The sequence below is a fragment of the Streptomyces sp. NPDC004788 genome (assembly GCF_053601115.1).
The window spans coordinates 88685-104572 of sequence record NZ_JBSGBF010000004.1; the positions used below are offsets into that span (position 1 = coordinate 88685).

The window sequence follows — 15888 nt, forward strand, 5'->3', positions numbered from 1 at the left end:
GCCGTAAATAGTCTGCGCGGCGCAGAGGAGTGGACTATTGTCTGCGTGTCGCAAAGATTGTGACACGCAGATATCACTCCCTCGAAGGGGTTCCTCATGCTCACCGTCGCCGTCACCGGCGCCACCGGCGCCCAGGGCGGAGCCACCGCCCGTGCTCTCCTCGCCGCCGGTCGCGACGTCCACGTCCGCGCCCTCACCCGCGACCCCGCCTCGCCCGCCGCCCAGGAGCTCCGTGCCCTCGGTGCCGAGATCCGCCGGGCCGACTTCGACGACCGCGACTCGCTCGACGCCGCGCTCGCCGGGGCGGACGCGCTCTTCGCCGTCACCACGCCCTTCGGCACCGGCATCGCCACCGAGATACGGCAGGGCAGGGCGCTCGTCGACGCCGCCGCGGCCGCCGGCGTCGGGCACACCGTGTTCACGTCCGCCGCGCACGCCGACCGGGGCACCGGCGTGCCGCACTACGACAGCAAGTGCGCGATCGAGTGCCACCTTCGCGAATCCGGTATGGCCTGGACGGTGATCGCGCCCGCGGCCTTCATGGACAACTACACCGACGGCTGGACGCTCGAAGCCCTCCGGGACGGCACCTTCGCCTGGCCGATGGCCGCCGACGTGCCGCTCACGCTCATCCCCGCCGCCGACATCGGCGCCTTCGCCGCGCTCGCCCTCCGCCGCCCCGCGGAGTTCGCCGGGCGGCGGATCGACATCGCCTCCGACGAGCTGACGCCCGACGCCATGGCGCGGGTCCTGGCCGCTGCGGCCGGACGGCCCATCGTCCATCACGAGGTGCCCGTCGACGTCGTGCGCAGGTACTCCACCGACCTCGCGGCGATGTTCACGTACTTCGCCGAGCACGGCCTGGCCGTGGACGTCGCCGGCCTGCGCCGCGCGTACCCCGAGGTCGGCTGGCACACCTTCGCCGACTGGGCCGCCGCCCAGGACTGGACCGGCCTCCTCGCCCCCGTTGCCGCAGACTGAGACCGAACCCACGGTCGACTTCCGGCCGACTAGTGACATGTTGCTCTTCAGTCCGTAGGGTGCTGAATATGGATATGCAGACTGTCGTCCTTGGGACGTCCGGCACCACCCCGCAGGACGTCATCGACGTCGCCCGCCACGGCGCGCGCGTCGAGCTGTCATCCGACGCCGTCAAGGCGCTCGCCACCGCCCGCGCGAGCATCGACGCGCTCGCCGCCCAGCCCGAGCCGGTCTACGGCGTCTCCACCGGCTTCGGTGCGCTCGCCACCCGGCACATCGGCCACGACCTCCGCACCCAGCTGCAGCGCAACATCGTCCGCTCGCACGCCGCCGGCATGGGCCCGCGGGTCGAGCGCGAGGTCGTCCGCGCGCTGATGTTCCTGCGGCTCAAGACGGTCGCCTCCGGCCACACCGGCGTCCGCCCCGAGGTCGCCCAGACCATGGCCGACGTGCTCAACGCGGGCATCACCCCGGTCGTCCACGAGTACGGCTCGCTCGGCTGCTCCGGCGACCTCGCGCCGCTCTCCCACTGCGCGCTCGCGCTCATGGGCGAGGGCGACGCCGAGGGCCCCGACGGCGTGGTCAAGCCCGCCGGCGAGCTGCTCGCCGCCGCCGGCATCGAGCCCGTCGTGCTGAAGGAGAAGGAGGGCCTCGCCCTCCTCAACGGCACCGACGGCATGCTCGGCATGCTGATCATGGCCCTCGCCGACCTCGACGTCCTCTACAAGTCGGCCGACGTCACCGCCGCGCTCTCCCTCGAAGCCCTCCTCGGCACCGAGAAGGTCCTGGAGCCCGAGCTGCACGCCATCCGCCCGCACCCCGGCCAGGCCGCCTCCGCCGCCAACATGCTGGCCGTGCTCAAGGGCTCCGAGCTCACCGGGCACTACCAGAGCGGCGAGGCCCCGCGCGTCCAGGACGCCTACTCGGTGCGCTGCGCCCCGCAGGTCGCCGGCGCCGGCCGCGACACCATGGCGCACGCCCGGACCGTCGCCGAGCGCGAGCTGGCCGCCGCCGTCGACAACCCGGTCGTCCTCGCCGACGGCACGGTCCGCTCCAACGGCAACTTCCACGGCGCCCCCGTCGCGTACGTCCTCGACTTCCTCGCGATCGCCGCCGCCGACCTCGCCTCCATCGCCGAGCGTCGCACCGACCGGCTCCTCGACAAGAACCGCTCGCACGGCCTGCCGCCGTTCCTCGCGGACGACGCCGGCGTCGACTCCGGCCTGATGATCGCCCAGTACACGCAGGCCGCCCTGGTCAGCGAGATGAAGCGGCTCGCCGTCCCGGCCTCCGCCGACTCCATCCCGTCCTCGGCGATGCAGGAGGACCACGTCTCCATGGGCTGGTCCGCCGCCCGCAAGCTGCGCACCGCCATCGGCAACCTCAACCGGGTCATCGCCGTCGAGCTGTACGCCGCCACCCGCGGCATCGAGCTGCGCCACGGTCTGGCCCCGGCGCCGGCCTCCGCCGCCGTCATCGAGGCGCTGCGCGCCGCCGGCGTCGAGGGCCCCGGCCCGGACCGCTTCCTCGCGCCCGACCTGGCCGCCGCCGACGCCTTCGTCCGCGAGGGCCGCGTGGTCGCCGCCGTCGAGCCGGTCACCGGACCGCTGGCGTAACGCGACCGTCCCGTACGGAAGGGCCGTCCCCGATCGCCGGGGGCGGCCCTTCCGTATGCGGTCGGTCAGGAGGCCCGGGCGCCGGGGGTGACCCTTGCGCATGCGGTCGGTCAGGAGGCCCGATCGCCGGGGCGGCCCCTGCGCATGCGGTCGGTCAGGAGGCCCGGGCGCCGGGGGTGACCCCTGCGCATGCGTCGGTCAGGAGGCCCGGCCGCCGCGCCGCATCGCCAGCGTCACGAAGCCCGCGCCCGTGCCCAGGAACAGCGTCCCGCCCAGGATGTACGGCGTCGTGCTCAGGCCACCGGTCTCCGCGAGCCGGCCCTGGTCCTGGTCGTCCGCCACCGACGACTGCGGGGCGTCCGATCTGCCGCCCTCGCCGGTGGCGTTCGCGTTCGGCACGAACCACAGCGCGCAGAGCAGTGTCCCCGCGGCGGTGGCGGTGAGCAGCGGGCGTCGGGCGACGGACACGTTCTTTCGATCCCCCTTGCGGAACCGTGAATTGACACCCCGAAAGGAAGCCGTGACCGGCATCCCGAATCGGTGGGTGCGCCGATGCTAATGAACACACCGGGTCGCGGGAAAGCCGAGGCCGTCCGGCGCTCTACGCTCCGGCCATGAGCACTTCCGAGACATCACGCTATGTGCGGCTTCGCATCGATCTCGTCCTGGAGATCGACGGCCCCGCCGAGCTGGCCGACGCCGCCGCCGTCCGGATCGACGCCGACCCGGCCCTGCCGGAGGAGGAGCGCACGCACGCCCGGGCCGCCGTCGCCGAGGACAGCGCCGAGGCCCTCGCGTACCTCGTGGAGCCCTTCGACGTGGTCGCCACCGTGCCCGGCGTCGAGGTCGCGCAGGCGTCCTGGAGCAGCGAGGAGATCGAGTACGACCCCGATGCGATGGAGTGGGAGCTCGACGACGAAGATGGTGGGTGGGAGGACGACGAACCCAACCGCACCTGACCCGCCCCGGACTGCGGGGAAGGGCCCCGGGACGGCCGCGTCCCGGGGCCCTCGCCTGTGCCGGGGAGGGGCCGGGAACCGAATGCCCCGCAGGCGCGTGTTGATCAGTGGTGTTCCCCACAAACCGCCGGGGAAGGCAACCGGACGGGTGCTCAACGGTGTTTCAGTGGGAAGTGGCAGGTAATCGGCGACGATGGAGAAGCGTGTGATGACGGACGGCAAGCGCCGTAGGGGCCTGGCGGCCGCAGCCGCGGTGCTCGGCGGCGTGCTGGTGCTCTCGGCGTGCAACGACGGCGACAAGGGCGGCAGTGCCGACGCCTCGCAGAGCCCGCAGTCACAGGCTCAGGTCGACGAGGCCGCCGCGCAGAAGACGTCGAAGGCGCAGATCACCATCTCGCCGAAGAACGGCTCGCAGAACGCCTCGATCAACAACGACGCCAAGGTCACCGTCACCGACGGCAAGCTCACCGAGGTCACCATGACCTCCGCCGAGGGCGAGGCCGTCAAGGGCGAGATAGCGGCCGACGGCCTCAGCTGGCAGCCGAGCGTCCAGCTCAAGCGCGCGACGGTCTACAAGATCGCCGCGACCGCGAAGGACGCCGACGGCCTGGAGGCGCACGAGAACGGCTCCTTCACCACCGTCTCGCAGGCCAACAGCTTCATCGGCAACTTCACGCCGGAGGACGGTTCGACCGTCGGCGTCGGCATGCCGGTCTCGATCAACTTCAACAAGGCGATCACCGACAAGAAGGCCGTCCAGGGCGGCATCAAGGTCACCTCCACCTCCGGCCAGGAGGTCGTCGGCCACTGGTTCAACTCGCAGCGGCTCGACTTCCGCCCGGAGAACTACTGGGCCGAGGGCTCGACCGTCACCATGAAGCTGAACCTCGACGGCGTCGAGGGCGCGAAGGGCGTCTACGGCGTCCAGCAGAAGACGGTCACCTTCAAGATCGGCCGCAACCAGGTCTCGACGGTCGACGTCAAGACCAAGACGATGACCGTCACGCAGGACGGCAAGACGATCAAGACCATCCCGATCTCCGCCGGCTCCCCGCAGAACACCACCTACAACGGTCAGATGGTGATCTCCGAGAAGTTCAAGGAGACCCGGATGAACGGCGCCACCGTCGGCTTCACCGACTCCGACGGCAAGGGCGAGTACGACATCAAGGACGTGCCGCACGCCATGCGCCTGTCCACGTCCGGCACCTTCATCCACGGCAACTACTGGGGCGCGCGCTCGATCTTCGGCAGCGTGAACACCAGCCACGGCTGCGTGGGCCTCGCCGACGTCAAGGGCGCCGGCGACCCGAACCAGCAGGCGGCGTGGATGTTCGACCACTCGATGGTCGGCGACGTCGTCATCGTCAAGAACTCGGCGGACAAGACGATCGCGCCCGACAACGGCCTGAACGGCTGGAACCTGAGCTGGTCGGAGTGGAAGGCCGGTTCGGCCCTCTGACCCGTACGGGCAGCCGTAGGCACGCGTGAAGCGGCCCCCGCTCCGGACCCGGTGCGGGGGCCGCTTCGTACGCCCGGCTACTTCGGCGCGTCCTTCCGTACGCTCTGCTGCGCGTCGTCCGGTACGTCCACGGGCTCGTCCACGCCCCATTGCGCGAGCAGCCGCAGCGCGTCCGCCGCCGGTGAGCCCGGCTCCGCGTGGTACGTGACGAGCACCAGGTCCGGGTCGTCGCCGGACACCTTCAGCGACTCGTACTGCAGCGTCATCTCGCCCACCAGCGGATGCCGCAGCCGCTTCCTGCCGTGCCCCTTGTCGGTCACCGTGTGCGCCGCCCACAGCGAGCGGAACTCCTCGCTGCGCACCGACAACTCGCCGACCAGGGCCATCAGCTCCGGGTCGTCCGGGTAGAGCCCCGCGCACAGCCGCAGCACGCTCACCACCTCGACGGCCTTGCACTCCCAGTCGACGTACAGATCGCGCGCGTTCGCGTCGAGGAAGACCATCCGGGCCATGTTCCGGTCGCGCGGCTCCCAGGCGGGGAAGTCGCCGAACAGGGCCCGCGCCATCCGGTTCCAGGCCAGGACGTCCATCCGCCGCCCGACGACCAGGGCCGGGACGCCCTCCATGGCGTCCAGGAGCTGTGTCAGGCCGGGCCGGACCTGCTGCGGGCGGCTCATCGCGCGCTGCCGCTTCTTCACGGTCGGCCGGGCGAGATGCGTGAGGTGGGCACGCTCGGTGTCGCTGAGCCGCAGGGCCCGCGCGATCGCGTCGAGGACCTCCATGGACACGTTCCGCCCGTTGCCCTGTTCGAGACGGGTGTAGTACGCCACCGACACCCCGGCCAGCTGCGCCAGCTCCTCCCGGCGCAGGCCCGGCACCCGGCGGTGGCGCCCGAACTCGGGCAGCCCCACGTCCTGCGGCTTGAGCCGGGCACGCCGTGAGCGGAGGAATTCGCTGAGTTCGGCACTGAGGTCCATGCGTCCCAAGTATTCCCGCTCGGGCCTGCCACTGGACGTACGTTCCTGACCCTGCCAGTGGTAGGAACAGCGGTCGTAGGCAGAACAGTGGTCTGGGTGCCGGCGGAACGATCCGGCAGGCTTGCCGCCATGACCACGAACGTCTCCGCCATCGCCGCCCCCGCCGCCAACGCCCCCCTCGTCCGCACCACCGTGCCGCGCCGGCCGGTGGGCGAGCACGACGTCCTGATCGAGATCAAGTACGTCGGCATCTGCCACTCCGACATCCACCAGGCCCGCAACGGCTGGGGCGAGGGCATCTTCCCGATGGTCCCCGGTCACGAGATCGCCGGCATCGTCACCGAGGTCGGCGCCGGCGTCACCAAGCACCGGGTCGGCGACCGCGTCGGCGTCGGCTGCTTCGTCGACTCCTGCCGCGAGTGCGAGCAGTGCCGGCAGGGCCTGGAGCAGTACTGCACCGGCAAGGGCACCTCCACGTACAACGACCTCGACAAGAACGGGGAGCCGACCTACGGCGGCTACTCCACCCACATCGTCGTCGACGAGAACTACACCCTCCGCATCCCCGAGGGCATCCCGCTCGACGCCGCCGCGCCGCTGCTCTGCGCCGGCGTCACCCTCTACTCGCCGCTCACCCACTGGCAGGCCGGCCCCGGCAAGAAGGTCGCCATCGTCGGCCTCGGCGGCCTCGGCCACATGGGCGTCAAGATCGCCCACGCGCTCGGCGCCGAGGTGACCGTGCTCAGCCAGTCCCTGAAGAAGCAGGAGGACGCCCTCAAGCTGGGCGCCGACCACTACTACGCCACCAGCGACCCGGAGACCTTCACCGCCCTGCGCGGCAGCTTCGACCTGGTGATCTCCACCGTCTCCGCGCCGCTCGACTTCAACGCCTACCTGAGCCTCGTCAAGCCCGACGGCACGATGGTCAACGTCGGCGCCCCGGAGGAGCCCGTCAAGGTCGCCCTCTTCTCCCTCATCGTCGGCCGCAAGACGCTGGCCGGCTCGATGATCGGCAGCATCGCGGAGACCCAGGAGATGCTCGACTTCTGCGCCGCGCACGGCCTGGGCGCGGAGATCGAGCTGATCACCGCGGACCAGGTCAACGAGGCGTACGAGCGGGTCGTCGCGTCCGACGTGCGCTACCGCTTCGTGATCGACGCGTCGACGATCTGACCGCTGGTCCTGTACGGCGCCGGGGCATGACGTACCGGCATGACGTCCCGGGCATGACGCCCCGGGCATGGCGTCCAGGGCATGACGTCCAGGGCATGACGTCCGAGGTAATCGACCCCGTACGGCATGCCCGGCACGCTGTTCCCATGACCGCATACGCCATCGGAAACCTGCACCCGAAGCCCGTCCTCGACGAGGAGGTCTTCGTCTACATGGAGCGCATCCAGGCCACCCTGGACCCCTTCGGCGGCCGCTTCCTCGTCCACGGCGCCCCCGCCCGCGAGGTCCGCGAGGGCAGCTGGCCCGGCGCCGTCGTCATCATCGGCTTCCCGACGTACGAGGACGCCCGCGCCTGGTACGACTCCGAGCCCTACCAGGAGCTGATCCCGCTCCGCACCCGCCACATGGCCGGCGACGTCCTGATCGTCGACGGCGTCCCGGAGGGGTACGAGGCCGCCGCCACGGCCGCGGCGCTCAGGGCGGCGACCGGCGCGGCGACCGTGTGAGGGCGGGCGGCGACCGGCGCCGACCGCGGGAGTCCGGGCGGGTGGCGATCGGCGCGGCGATCGCGGGAGTCCGGGCGGGCGGCCGCCGATCAAGCGACCACGGGACTCCGGCCGGTCGCCGGTTCAGCGGCCGCGTGCGTCCGGGCGGTGCTCGACGTACTCCACCACCGTGCCGTCCGGGTGCCGGGCCGTGAAGCCGGAGCCGGTCGGCACCGGGCGCAGGGGGTCGAGCACCTCGCCGCCCTCCGCGAGCAGCCGCCGCAGGTGCGCGCCCGCGTCGTTCACGAGCAGCGTGCCGTGCACGTCCCGGAACGGCGCCAGATCCGCCGCCTCGCCCTCCACGAGGAGGAAGCCGCCGACCACGGCGAGGGCGAGCCGCATCTCCGGATACGTGAACCACATGTCGCGTCGCACGCCCTGGACGCGTTCGTAGCGCGCCGTCAGCTCCTCCAGGGTCCCGGGCCGCGTGAAGACGCGGATCAGGGCGCGGGGGGAAGTCAGGCCGGACGAGTCGTTGTTGAGCCGCCACAGGACGGTCGTGTCTTCGCTCATGGGAGCGAGCCTCGCGGGGCGAACGGCCTGCGACCAGAAAGGCGTTCATGCTGTGACCGACACTCACAGGCTCGCCCGCCGCCGTGAGCTCGGCGGTTTCCTGCGGGCCCATCGAGAGCGTCTCGGGCCGGGTGAACTCGGGCTTCCGGTGACCGGCCGGCGCCGCACCCCGGGGCTGCGGCGCGAGGAGGTGGCGGCCCTGTCCGGGGTGGGCGTCGCCTGGTACACGTGGCTGGAGCAGGGGCGGGTGGAGACCTCCCGCGAGGTCCTGGAGGCCGTCGGCCGCACCCTGCGCCTCGACCCCGACGCGCGGGCGCACGTGCTGCGGCTCGCCGGGTACGCGGCGCCCGAGCCGGAGCCCGGACCGGAGGGCGCGGACCTGGCGGGCCTCCTGGCGAGCTGGCCGGACAGCCCGGCGGTGCTCCTGGACGGCGCCCTCGCCATCACGGCCTGGAACGACGCGTACAGCAGCCTCCTGCCCGACCCCGCGCGCCTGCCGGCGCCGCGCCGCAACCTGCTGCTCCAGCTCGTCGCCGACCCCGCCCACCAGCGCATCCTCCCCGCCTGGCGCCCGCTCGCCGTCGACCTCTACCGCCACGTCCGCACCCGCGCCGACGCCCGCCCCGACGACCCCAGCCTGCGTACTCTGACCACGCTGCTCGCCGCCGAACGGCCCGACCTGGCCGACTGGTGGGCCTGCCGCTCGGTGGGCGTCTTCACCTCCCGCACGGTCGAGGCGCACGGGCCCGGAGGAGGCGCCCGGGCGTACCGCGTGACGATGCTGCACACGCCGGACGCCCCGGGCGCCGCGATCCTGCTGTGGGTGTGACGCCGGGCCGGACGTGTGTCAGGCGACCTTCTCGCAGAGCGAGTCGGTCGAGCCGTGCAGGAAGGTCAGCGTCTTGTAGCCGGTGGGCGAGACCTCCAGGGTGTAGGCGCCGTCGACCGTGTAGAGGCCGCGCGGGACGTTGCCGCCGCCCTCGGCGAAGCCGGCCAGGATCGGGCCGACCACGTACCACGTCTGCGAGTGGTCGGGGTGGAGCTCGACCAGGGCGCGGCCGCTCGCGTCGGCGTCGTAGGTCGTTCCGGTCGCGGGGTTGAGGACGCGGACGACGAGGTCGCCCTTGTACTCGACGACCTTGGTGCCGTCCTCCTGGACGCCGATCGTGCGGCGCACGACCTCGTCGACCACGGGCGCGCCCTGGACGGCGAAGTCGCAGCGCGCGCCGGCGGGGTAGGACCAGGCGGAGGAGGGCGCGGGCTCCCAGCCGTCGGCGGTGGCGATGGTGGTGGCGGTGGGCGTGCCGGTGGCGGTGGCGGTGGCGCCGGCCGGGGCGGCGGTGGTGAGGAGGGCGGCGCCGACAGCGCCGATGGAGACGAGGGGGACAAGGATCCGTCGCAAGGAAACTCCTCGAAAAGAAGGGTGGTCGGCGCCGCCGGCCGGCGCCTTCGCCACACTTTCCGCCCGCCCCCTGACCACAACCTGACCAGTCGCCCTAAGGTGACCCGCACCATGGACTTCACCCTCCTCGGCCCCTTCGAGGCCCGCCACGAGGGCGTGCGCGTGCCGCTCGGCCGCCGCCGTCAGGAGCGGTGCCTGCTCGCGATCCTGCTGCTCGACGCGGGCCGGCCCGTCCCCACCGCCCGCCTCGCCGACCTGCTGTGGAACGGCGCCCCGCCCGCCGCCGCACGGGCCACCCTGCACACGTACGTCGGCCGGGTGCGGGCCGCGCTCAGGCCGTACGGCGTGACCGTCGAGACCCGCCACGACGGCTACGCGATCGACGCGTCCGGCCACACCGTGGACGTACGGGAGTTCCTCGACCTCGTCGGCCAGGCCGCCGTCGCCGGCGACCCCGGCGAACAACTCCGCTGCCACGACCGGGCGCTCGCCCTCTGGCGCGGCCCGCTCCTCGACGGCCTGGCCGACGAGACGCTGCGGGACCGGCTCGGCGGACGGCTCGCCGAACTGCGCCTGACCACCCTGGAACAGCGCGCCGAGGCCCAGCTGACCATGGGCCTGCACGAAAAGGTGCTCGCCGACCTGACCCCGCTCGCCGCCGAACTCCCGGGCAGGGAACGGCTGGTGGCCGCCCAGATGACCGCGCTCTACCGGGCCGGCCGGCAGACCGAGGCACTTGAGCTGTACCGCGCCACCCGCCGCCACCTCGTCACCGAGCTCGGCATCGAACCCGGCCCCGCGCTCACCACCCTGCACGACCGGATCCTCGCCGCCGACCCGCGCCTCGACCGGCCGCCGTCCCCGCTCTACGCGGTCCGGGTCCGCGACCAGTGGCTGCCGTGGACCATCGGCGGCCACCCCGCCCTGGAGTTCTGCAACACCTACGCGGGCTGGCACCGCGCCCCGGCCATCCCGGGCTCCGACTGGCTGCGCCGCTACGACACCCTCGCCGTCTGGGCCGGCCACCACGACCTCGCCGACGACGCCCAGGTCGACCGCCTCCTCAAGGAGGCCGCCGCCCGCCCCGACGAGGCCGCCGCCGCCCTCGACCGGGCCCGCGCCTTCCGCTCCGCCCTCTACGCCTGCCTGACCGACCCGGCCGACACCCGCGCCTTCCGCACGGTCGCCACCGCCGCCCAGACCGCCGCCCGCACCGCCGTCCTCACCCTCGCCCCCGACGGCCTCGCCCAGTGGCGCCAGGCCCCGGCCGCGGGCCTCGACCTCCCCACCCGAGCCGTCGCCCGCACCGCCGCCGACCTCCTCACCACCCCCCGCCGCCTCACCCTCCGCGCCTGCCCGAGCCCGGACTGCGGCTGGCTCTTCCTGGACGAGTCGGGGCGCAGACGGTGGTGCTCACTGGCGACGTGCGGGGCGTGAGGTACGGGCGCGGCAGCCAACCGGGCCCGAACACTGCCTGCTTTCGGCATCGAAGTGGGCCCGCGCCCGGGCGTACGGTCACCGACGGCAAGGGGAGGAGCCGGGATGGCGGGCAGTGGCGGGGGCGGCGGGTTGTACGCGCTGATGGCCGGAGTCTGGATGGAGTGCTACGGCGTAGTGGTGGCGACGAACTTCCGGGGCGCGGCACATCGTATGCACGCGATGTCGACGCGATCCGTGTCGTTCGGCGAGCCGTTCTGGCGGCGGCCTCCGGGCGTGCGCTTCGTGCGCGTCCTGGCCGGAGTGTTCGCGCTGATGGGTCCGCTCCTCCTGTTCCTGGGGGTGCGCCAGGTGGGCCGTGGGGAGGCGCTCACCGATTCGCCGCCGATGCCCCTGCCGTTCGCCTTGTTCATGCTCGTCGGCGTCGCCCTGGCCGTGTGGGGCCAATGGCGGCGGGGCAGCTGGCTGCGCCGTGAGTGGAGTGCCGGTGCGCGACGGCATCGGGTCGCCGCCGTCATGGTGACGGGCGGTTTCCTCGGCTTCGCCGCGGGCCTCGGCCTAGGCCTGCAGCTCCTCTGGGTGTCGAGCTGGTCGCTCGCGGCCGGCGCGAGCCTCTACCTGCTGGTGGCAGGCCGCGCCGACCGCCAGGACAGCCGTCAGCCATCCGCCCGCGCCACCCCGACCGGGCACGACACACCCGTCCCGCCTATTCCGCAGTAGCCCGCCGGGTTCTTGTCCAGGTACTGCTGGTGATACGCCTCGGCCGGGTAGAAGGTGCGGCCCTCGGCCGGGAGGATCTTCGTGGTGATCTCGCCGTAGCCGGAGCCGGTCAGGACGCGCTGGTAGGCGTCGCGGGAGGCCTCGGCCGTGGCGGCCTGCTCGGGGGTGTGGGTGTAGACGGCCGAGCGGTACTGAGTGCCGACGTCGTTGCCCTGGCGGAAGCCCTGGGTGGGGTCGTGGGACTCCCAGAAGAGCTTGAGGAGCCGCTCGTACGGGACGACGGACGGGTCGAAGACGACACGGACGACCTCGGTGTGGCCCGTGAGGCCGGAGCACACCTCCTCGTACAGCGGGTTCGGCGTGAAGCCGCCCTGGTAGCCGACCAGGGTCGTGTAGACGCCCTCGGTCTGCCAGAACTTGCGCTCGGCGCCCCAGAAACAGCCCAGGCCGAAGTCGGCGACCTCGAAGCCCTCCGGGTAGGGGCCGAGGAGCGGGGTGCCGAGGACCGTGTGGCGCTCCGGGACGGCGAAGGCGGGCTCGTCGCGCCCGCGCAGGGCCTGCTCGGGTGTGGGGAGGACGGGGGTGCGGGACAGGAACATGCGGCATCTCTCCTCGGCGTTCGGCCCTGCGTTCGGCGCGACAGGCACAACACCTCCCGCGCCCACCGTGTTCCCCGGAAGGCCCCTACCGCGGCAGCGTCGCCGGGCTCCCGCCGTTCGCCTCGTACCCGGCCACCACCAGGTTCCGCACCACCGTGTACGCCGCCGCCGGGTCCTCGCTCAGCGTCCACGGCAGCGCGCCCACGTACCCGTCGACGCGCACCAGCAGGTGCATCGCCTCGGCCCAGCGGTCGGCGCCGACCAGGAAGTGCACGAGGAGGTGCCGGACGTGCGCCAGCATCGGGTCGTCCGGCCGGGCCGAGTGCACCGCGTACATCGCACCCTCGACGGCCTTCGTCACCACCGCCGTGCGGTAGAAGTCGACGCCGACCACGATCTCCGGCCGGTTCTCGAAGACGGAGAACAGCGGCAGCGCGGCCAGCAGCGAGCCCCGCGGCGCGCGCGCCGCCGCCGACGTCGCGAAACGGTCGGCGTCCTCGCGCGACCCGTGCCACTTCTCGCACCAGTAGTGCAGCGCGGCCAGATGCGCCCCCATGTGCTCCGGCGCGCGGTCGATGACCTTGGCCCACAGCCGGTCGAACTCCTCCGCGGAGTAGCCGAGTCCGCGCGCCACGGCCAGCTCGCAGACGTACGGCACGGGGTCGCCCGGAGCCAGCAGCGCCGCCTGCTCGCACGCGGCCCGCGCCTCCTCCAGGATGATCCTGAAGTCCTGCGCGCCGGCCGCCGAGGTGCGCCACGCCTGCTGCACCAGGAACTCCGCGTAGACCTGCGCGCCGCCCGGGTCCTCGGGCGCCTCCGCCCGCCACGAGCGCAGCCAGGCGCCGCCGACGCCCGGCCGCTCGGCCAGTTCCAGCGACGCCGCGCCCGCGAACGCCTGGACGCGCTGCCAGCGCACCTCGCCCTCCTTCTCGGTCCCCAGCAGCAGCTGCGAGGCGGCCCGCCAGTCCTGCGTGGCCTGTACGACGTCGAGCACGTCGAGGAGGTCCCGGTCCGGCCCGGGCAGCCGCACGTCCTGCTCCTCCTGGCGCAGGAATCCGTACGCCTCCGGGTCCGCCGCGTCGGGCGAGCCCGGCGCCACCACCTGGATGCCGCCACGGCGGCGGCGCAGCACGAGGGGACCCAGGGCGAAGCAGAGCATCCCGAGCGCGATGAGGAACCAGAGGAAATCCATGTCCCCCATTGTCCAGGACCCCATGGAAACCCCAAGGGAGCCCCATGGAGAACCCATGGGGCTCCCTCGGGACACACGATGAGACGGCCGATGAGACAGGAGGCGGCGAGGGGGCCGTCTCAGGACTACGCTCCTGACCCATGAGCGACCAGCACACCCACCAGAGCTTCGAGACCCGCGCCATCCACGCGGGCAACACCGCCGACCCGCTGACCGGCGCGGTCGTCCCGCCCATCTACCAGGTGTCCACCTACAAGCAGGACGGTGTGGGCGGGCTCCGTGGCGGTTACGAGTACAGCCGCAGCGCCAACCCCACGCGTACCGCCCTGGAAGAGAACCTCGCCGCCCTCGAAGGCGGCCGCCGCGGCCTCGCCTTCGCCTCCGGCCTCGCCGCCGAGGACTGCCTGCTGCGCACCCTGCTGGTGCCCGGCGACCACGTCGTCATCCCCAACGACGCGTACGGCGGCACCTTCCGCCTCTTCGCGAAGGTCGTCCAGCGCTGGGGCGTCGACTTCTCCGTCGCCGACACCTCCGACATCGAGTCGGTGCGCGGCGCCATCAACGAGCGCACCAAGCTGATCTGGGTGGAGACCCCGTCCAACCCGCTGCTCGGCATCACCGACATCGAGGCCGTCGCGGGCGTCGCCCGCCAGGCCGGGGTGAAGCTCGTCGTCGACAACACCTTCGCCTCGCCGTACCTGCAGCAGCCGCTGTCGCTCGGCGCGGACGTCGTCGTGCACTCGCTCACCAAGTACATGGGCGGCCACTCCGACGTCGTCGGCGGCGCCCTGATCGCGGCCGACGCGGAGCTCGGCGAGGAACTGGCGTACCACCAGAACGCGATGGGCGCGGTGGCCGGCCCGTTCGACTCCTGGATCGTGCTGCGCGGCATCAAGACGCTCGCCGTGCGCATGGACCGGCACACCGAGAACGCCGGCAAGATCACCGAGATGCTGACCCAGCACCCGAAGGTCACCCAGGTCCTCTACCCGGGCCTGCCGGAGCACCCGGGCCACGAGATCGCGGCCAAGCAGATGCGTGCCTTCGGCGGCATGATCTCCTTCCGCGTCGCGGGCGGCGAGGAGGCGGCCGTCCAGGTCTGCAACCGCGCCAAGCTCTTCACCCTGGGCGAGTCCCTCGGCGGCGTCGAGTCGCTCATCGAGCACCCGGGCCGCATGACGCACGCGAGCGTCGTCGGCTCCGCCCTGGAGGTCCCGGCGGACCTGGTGCGCCTGTCGGTCGGCATCGAGAACGTGGACGACCTGCTGGCGGACCTGCGCGAGGCGCTGGGCTAGTCCTCGTACCGGGTCACGGGTTCGGGCCGGGTCCCCGCGGAGGGGCCCGGCCCGCGCGCGTTCAGGAGCCGGGCACCGGGTCCTTCATGCTCGCCTTGACGTCCTCCCTCAGCTGCGGGCTGTCGGTGTGCCCGTGCACGGAGATCACGTGCTGGAGGGCCGCCTTCAGGAGTTCGTCCTCCTCGCCCGACATGTACATCGTGCAGTTGGAGACGCTGGGGAAGTCCCGGCAGTCGGTTGCTTTCCTGGCCATGTCGACCTCCTGTCAAGCCCCGTACAAGCTCCTGGTTCCAGGCTAGGTCCGTTCTCAGAAGCCTTCGAGCGGGGGCGTCGTCCCGGCCGGCGGCACCTCCCAGGGCCGCACCACCGACGCCCAGACGACGAACGCGACGACCGCCAGCGCGAGCAGCGCCCACCCGATGCGGCGGACGATCCGGTCCCGGCGCAGCAGCCGGGTGCCGCGGGCCACGGCCCGGGCGGCGAGGTCGCCCGGCACGTGCGGGTGCCGCCCGGTCTCCATCAGCCGGCGGACCTCGTCCTCCTTGCGCTCGTGACGGTTCACGACGCCTCCCGCAGCTGGCTCACGGAGCGGGCGCAGACGGCCCGGATCCGCTCCTCGGGCAGTCCGAGCAGGGCCGCGGTCTGCTCCTCGGCGACCCCCTCGTGCAGCCGGAGCACCACGACGAGCCGCTCCTGCGGCGTGAGCGCGGCGAGCACCCCGCCCCGGCCGCGCTGGTAGCGCCAGGCCGTGCGGGCGAAGCGCAGGGCGAGTTCGGAACGGGTGCGCTGGTACGGGTCCTCGCCGCGCAACCGGTCCCAGTGCGCGTAGGTGTGCGCGAGGGCGCCGGTCAGCAGCCCCTGGGCGAGCGGGTTGCGGTGGGCCTGCTCGGCGGTGAGCAGGGTCGCGACATGCAGCAGCCGGCCCGACGCCCCGGCGACGAACGCGTGGAACTCCCGGGTGCGAGCGGTGTTTTCGGCTAGGTGGCCGGTATGGCTGCTGTTCGACTCGCGCACGTC

At 72.7% G+C, this 15888-nt stretch carries 19 protein-coding genes; 10 read left to right on the forward strand and 9 right to left on the reverse strand.

Going from position 1 to position 15888, the window contains the following annotated elements; all coding sequences use genetic code 11:
* Positions 1-96 precede the first annotated feature (96 nt).
* A complete protein-coding gene (locus tag ACWEJX_RS03520; protein WP_451605860.1) occupies positions 97-981 on the forward strand; it encodes an NmrA/HSCARG family protein in 885 nt (294 codons plus the stop codon).
* A 74-nt stretch (positions 982-1055) separates the two neighbouring features.
* On the forward strand, positions 1056-2597 hold the full coding sequence (hutH, locus tag ACWEJX_RS03525; protein WP_451605972.1) for a histidine ammonia-lyase: 1542 nt from the start codon (positions 1056-1058) through the stop codon (positions 2595-2597).
* A 198-nt stretch (positions 2598-2795) separates the two neighbouring features.
* Here hutH and ACWEJX_RS03530 read toward each other — a convergent pair whose 3' ends face one another.
* Complete coding sequence (locus ACWEJX_RS03530; RefSeq protein WP_451605861.1) at positions 2796-3065, reverse strand: hypothetical protein; 270 nt, start codon at positions 3063-3065, stop codon at positions 2796-2798.
* Positions 3066-3211: 146 nt separating this feature from the next.
* Between ACWEJX_RS03530 and ACWEJX_RS03535 the strand changes: the two genes are divergently transcribed.
* Together ACWEJX_RS03535 and ACWEJX_RS03540 are read left to right on the forward strand one after the other, a co-directional pair.
* Positions 3212-3556 (forward strand): hypothetical protein, encoded by a 345-nt coding sequence (locus ACWEJX_RS03535; protein ID WP_451605862.1) that lies wholly within the window; start codon positions 3212-3214, stop codon positions 3554-3556.
* A gap of 193 nt (positions 3557-3749) precedes the next feature.
* Entirely contained in the window at positions 3750-5018 is a 1269-nt protein-coding gene (locus ACWEJX_RS03540; protein ID WP_451605863.1) for a L,D-transpeptidase, read from the forward strand.
* A gap of 77 nt (positions 5019-5095) precedes the next feature.
* Here ACWEJX_RS03540 and ACWEJX_RS03545 read toward each other — a convergent pair whose 3' ends face one another.
* The gene (locus tag ACWEJX_RS03545) at positions 5096-5995 is read right to left on the reverse strand and encodes a helix-turn-helix domain-containing protein (protein ID WP_451605864.1); all 900 of its coding nucleotides are present in this window, start codon (positions 5993-5995) and stop codon (positions 5096-5098) included.
* Positions 5996-6124: 129 nt separating this feature from the next.
* Between ACWEJX_RS03545 and ACWEJX_RS03550 the strand changes: the two genes are divergently transcribed.
* Together ACWEJX_RS03550 and ACWEJX_RS03555 are read left to right on the forward strand one after the other, a co-directional pair.
* On the forward strand, positions 6125-7168 hold the full coding sequence (locus ACWEJX_RS03550; RefSeq protein ID WP_451605865.1) for an NAD(P)-dependent alcohol dehydrogenase: 1044 nt from the start codon (positions 6125-6127) through the stop codon (positions 7166-7168).
* A 146-nt stretch (positions 7169-7314) separates the two neighbouring features.
* The gene (locus ACWEJX_RS03555) at positions 7315-7674 is read left to right on the forward strand and encodes a DUF1330 domain-containing protein (protein ID WP_451605866.1); all 360 of its coding nucleotides are present in this window, start codon (positions 7315-7317) and stop codon (positions 7672-7674) included.
* A 123-nt stretch (positions 7675-7797) separates the two neighbouring features.
* On the opposite strand, the gene ACWEJX_RS03560 is transcribed toward ACWEJX_RS03555, so the two are convergent.
* On the reverse strand, positions 7798-8226 hold the full coding sequence (locus ACWEJX_RS03560; RefSeq protein WP_403795938.1) for a VOC family protein: 429 nt from the start codon (positions 8224-8226) through the stop codon (positions 7798-7800).
* Between the two features lie 52 nt (positions 8227-8278).
* Here ACWEJX_RS03560 and ACWEJX_RS03565 point away from each other — a divergent pair, with 52 nt between their 5' ends.
* Positions 8279-9055: a helix-turn-helix domain-containing protein gene (locus tag ACWEJX_RS03565; protein ID WP_451605867.1), complete on the forward strand. Its 777-nt coding sequence runs from the start codon at positions 8279-8281 to the stop codon at positions 9053-9055.
* Between the two features lie 18 nt (positions 9056-9073).
* Here the strand turns inward: ACWEJX_RS03565 and ACWEJX_RS03570 are convergent, their stop codons facing one another.
* Complete coding sequence (locus ACWEJX_RS03570; RefSeq protein ID WP_451605868.1) at positions 9074-9628, reverse strand: hypothetical protein; 555 nt, start codon at positions 9626-9628, stop codon at positions 9074-9076.
* Positions 9629-9739: 111 nt separating this feature from the next.
* Here ACWEJX_RS03570 and ACWEJX_RS03575 point away from each other — a divergent pair, with 111 nt between their 5' ends.
* Both ACWEJX_RS03575 and ACWEJX_RS03580 read left to right on the forward strand, forming a co-directional pair.
* Positions 9740-11065: a BTAD domain-containing putative transcriptional regulator gene (locus ACWEJX_RS03575; RefSeq protein ID WP_451605869.1), complete on the forward strand. Its 1326-nt coding sequence runs from the start codon at positions 9740-9742 to the stop codon at positions 11063-11065.
* 105 nt (positions 11066-11170) lie between these two features.
* Positions 11171-11785, forward strand: coding sequence for a hypothetical protein (locus ACWEJX_RS03580; RefSeq protein WP_451605870.1), 615 nt, complete (start codon positions 11171-11173; stop codon positions 11783-11785).
* On the opposite strand, the gene msrA is transcribed toward ACWEJX_RS03580, so the two are convergent.
* Positions 11722-12384 carry a peptide-methionine (S)-S-oxide reductase MsrA gene (gene msrA / locus ACWEJX_RS03585; protein WP_451605871.1) on the reverse strand — a complete coding sequence of 221 codons (663 nt, stop codon included), beginning with the start codon at positions 12382-12384 and terminating at the stop codon, positions 11722-11724. The two genes, ACWEJX_RS03580 and msrA, sit on opposite strands and share 64 nt — an antisense overlap.
* A gap of 85 nt (positions 12385-12469) precedes the next feature.
* On the reverse strand, positions 12470-13576 hold the full coding sequence (locus ACWEJX_RS03590; protein WP_451605872.1) for a hypothetical protein: 1107 nt from the start codon (positions 13574-13576) through the stop codon (positions 12470-12472).
* Positions 13577-13716: 140 nt separating this feature from the next.
* Here ACWEJX_RS03590 and ACWEJX_RS03595 point away from each other — a divergent pair, with 140 nt between their 5' ends.
* Positions 13717-14871, forward strand: a complete 1155-nt coding sequence (locus ACWEJX_RS03595; protein WP_451605873.1) for a cystathionine gamma-synthase — start codon at positions 13717-13719, stop codon at positions 14869-14871.
* Positions 14872-14932: 61 nt separating this feature from the next.
* On the opposite strand, the gene ACWEJX_RS03600 is transcribed toward ACWEJX_RS03595, so the two are convergent.
* From ACWEJX_RS03600 to ACWEJX_RS03610, 3 genes are read right to left on the reverse strand one after another with little or no spacing between them, the layout of a single operon-like run.
* Positions 14933-15124 (reverse strand): DUF1059 domain-containing protein, encoded by a 192-nt coding sequence (locus ACWEJX_RS03600; RefSeq protein WP_451605874.1) that lies wholly within the window; start codon positions 15122-15124, stop codon positions 14933-14935.
* A gap of 54 nt (positions 15125-15178) precedes the next feature.
* Positions 15179-15433 carry a hypothetical protein gene (locus ACWEJX_RS03605; protein ID WP_451605875.1) on the reverse strand — a complete coding sequence of 85 codons (255 nt, stop codon included), beginning with the start codon at positions 15431-15433 and terminating at the stop codon, positions 15179-15181.
* Entirely contained in the window at positions 15430-15885 is a 456-nt protein-coding gene (locus ACWEJX_RS03610) for a sigma factor-like helix-turn-helix DNA-binding protein (protein ID WP_451605876.1), read from the reverse strand. Before ACWEJX_RS03610 ends, ACWEJX_RS03605 begins: the two co-directional genes overlap by 4 nt.
* Between the last annotated feature and the right edge of the window lie 3 nt (positions 15886-15888).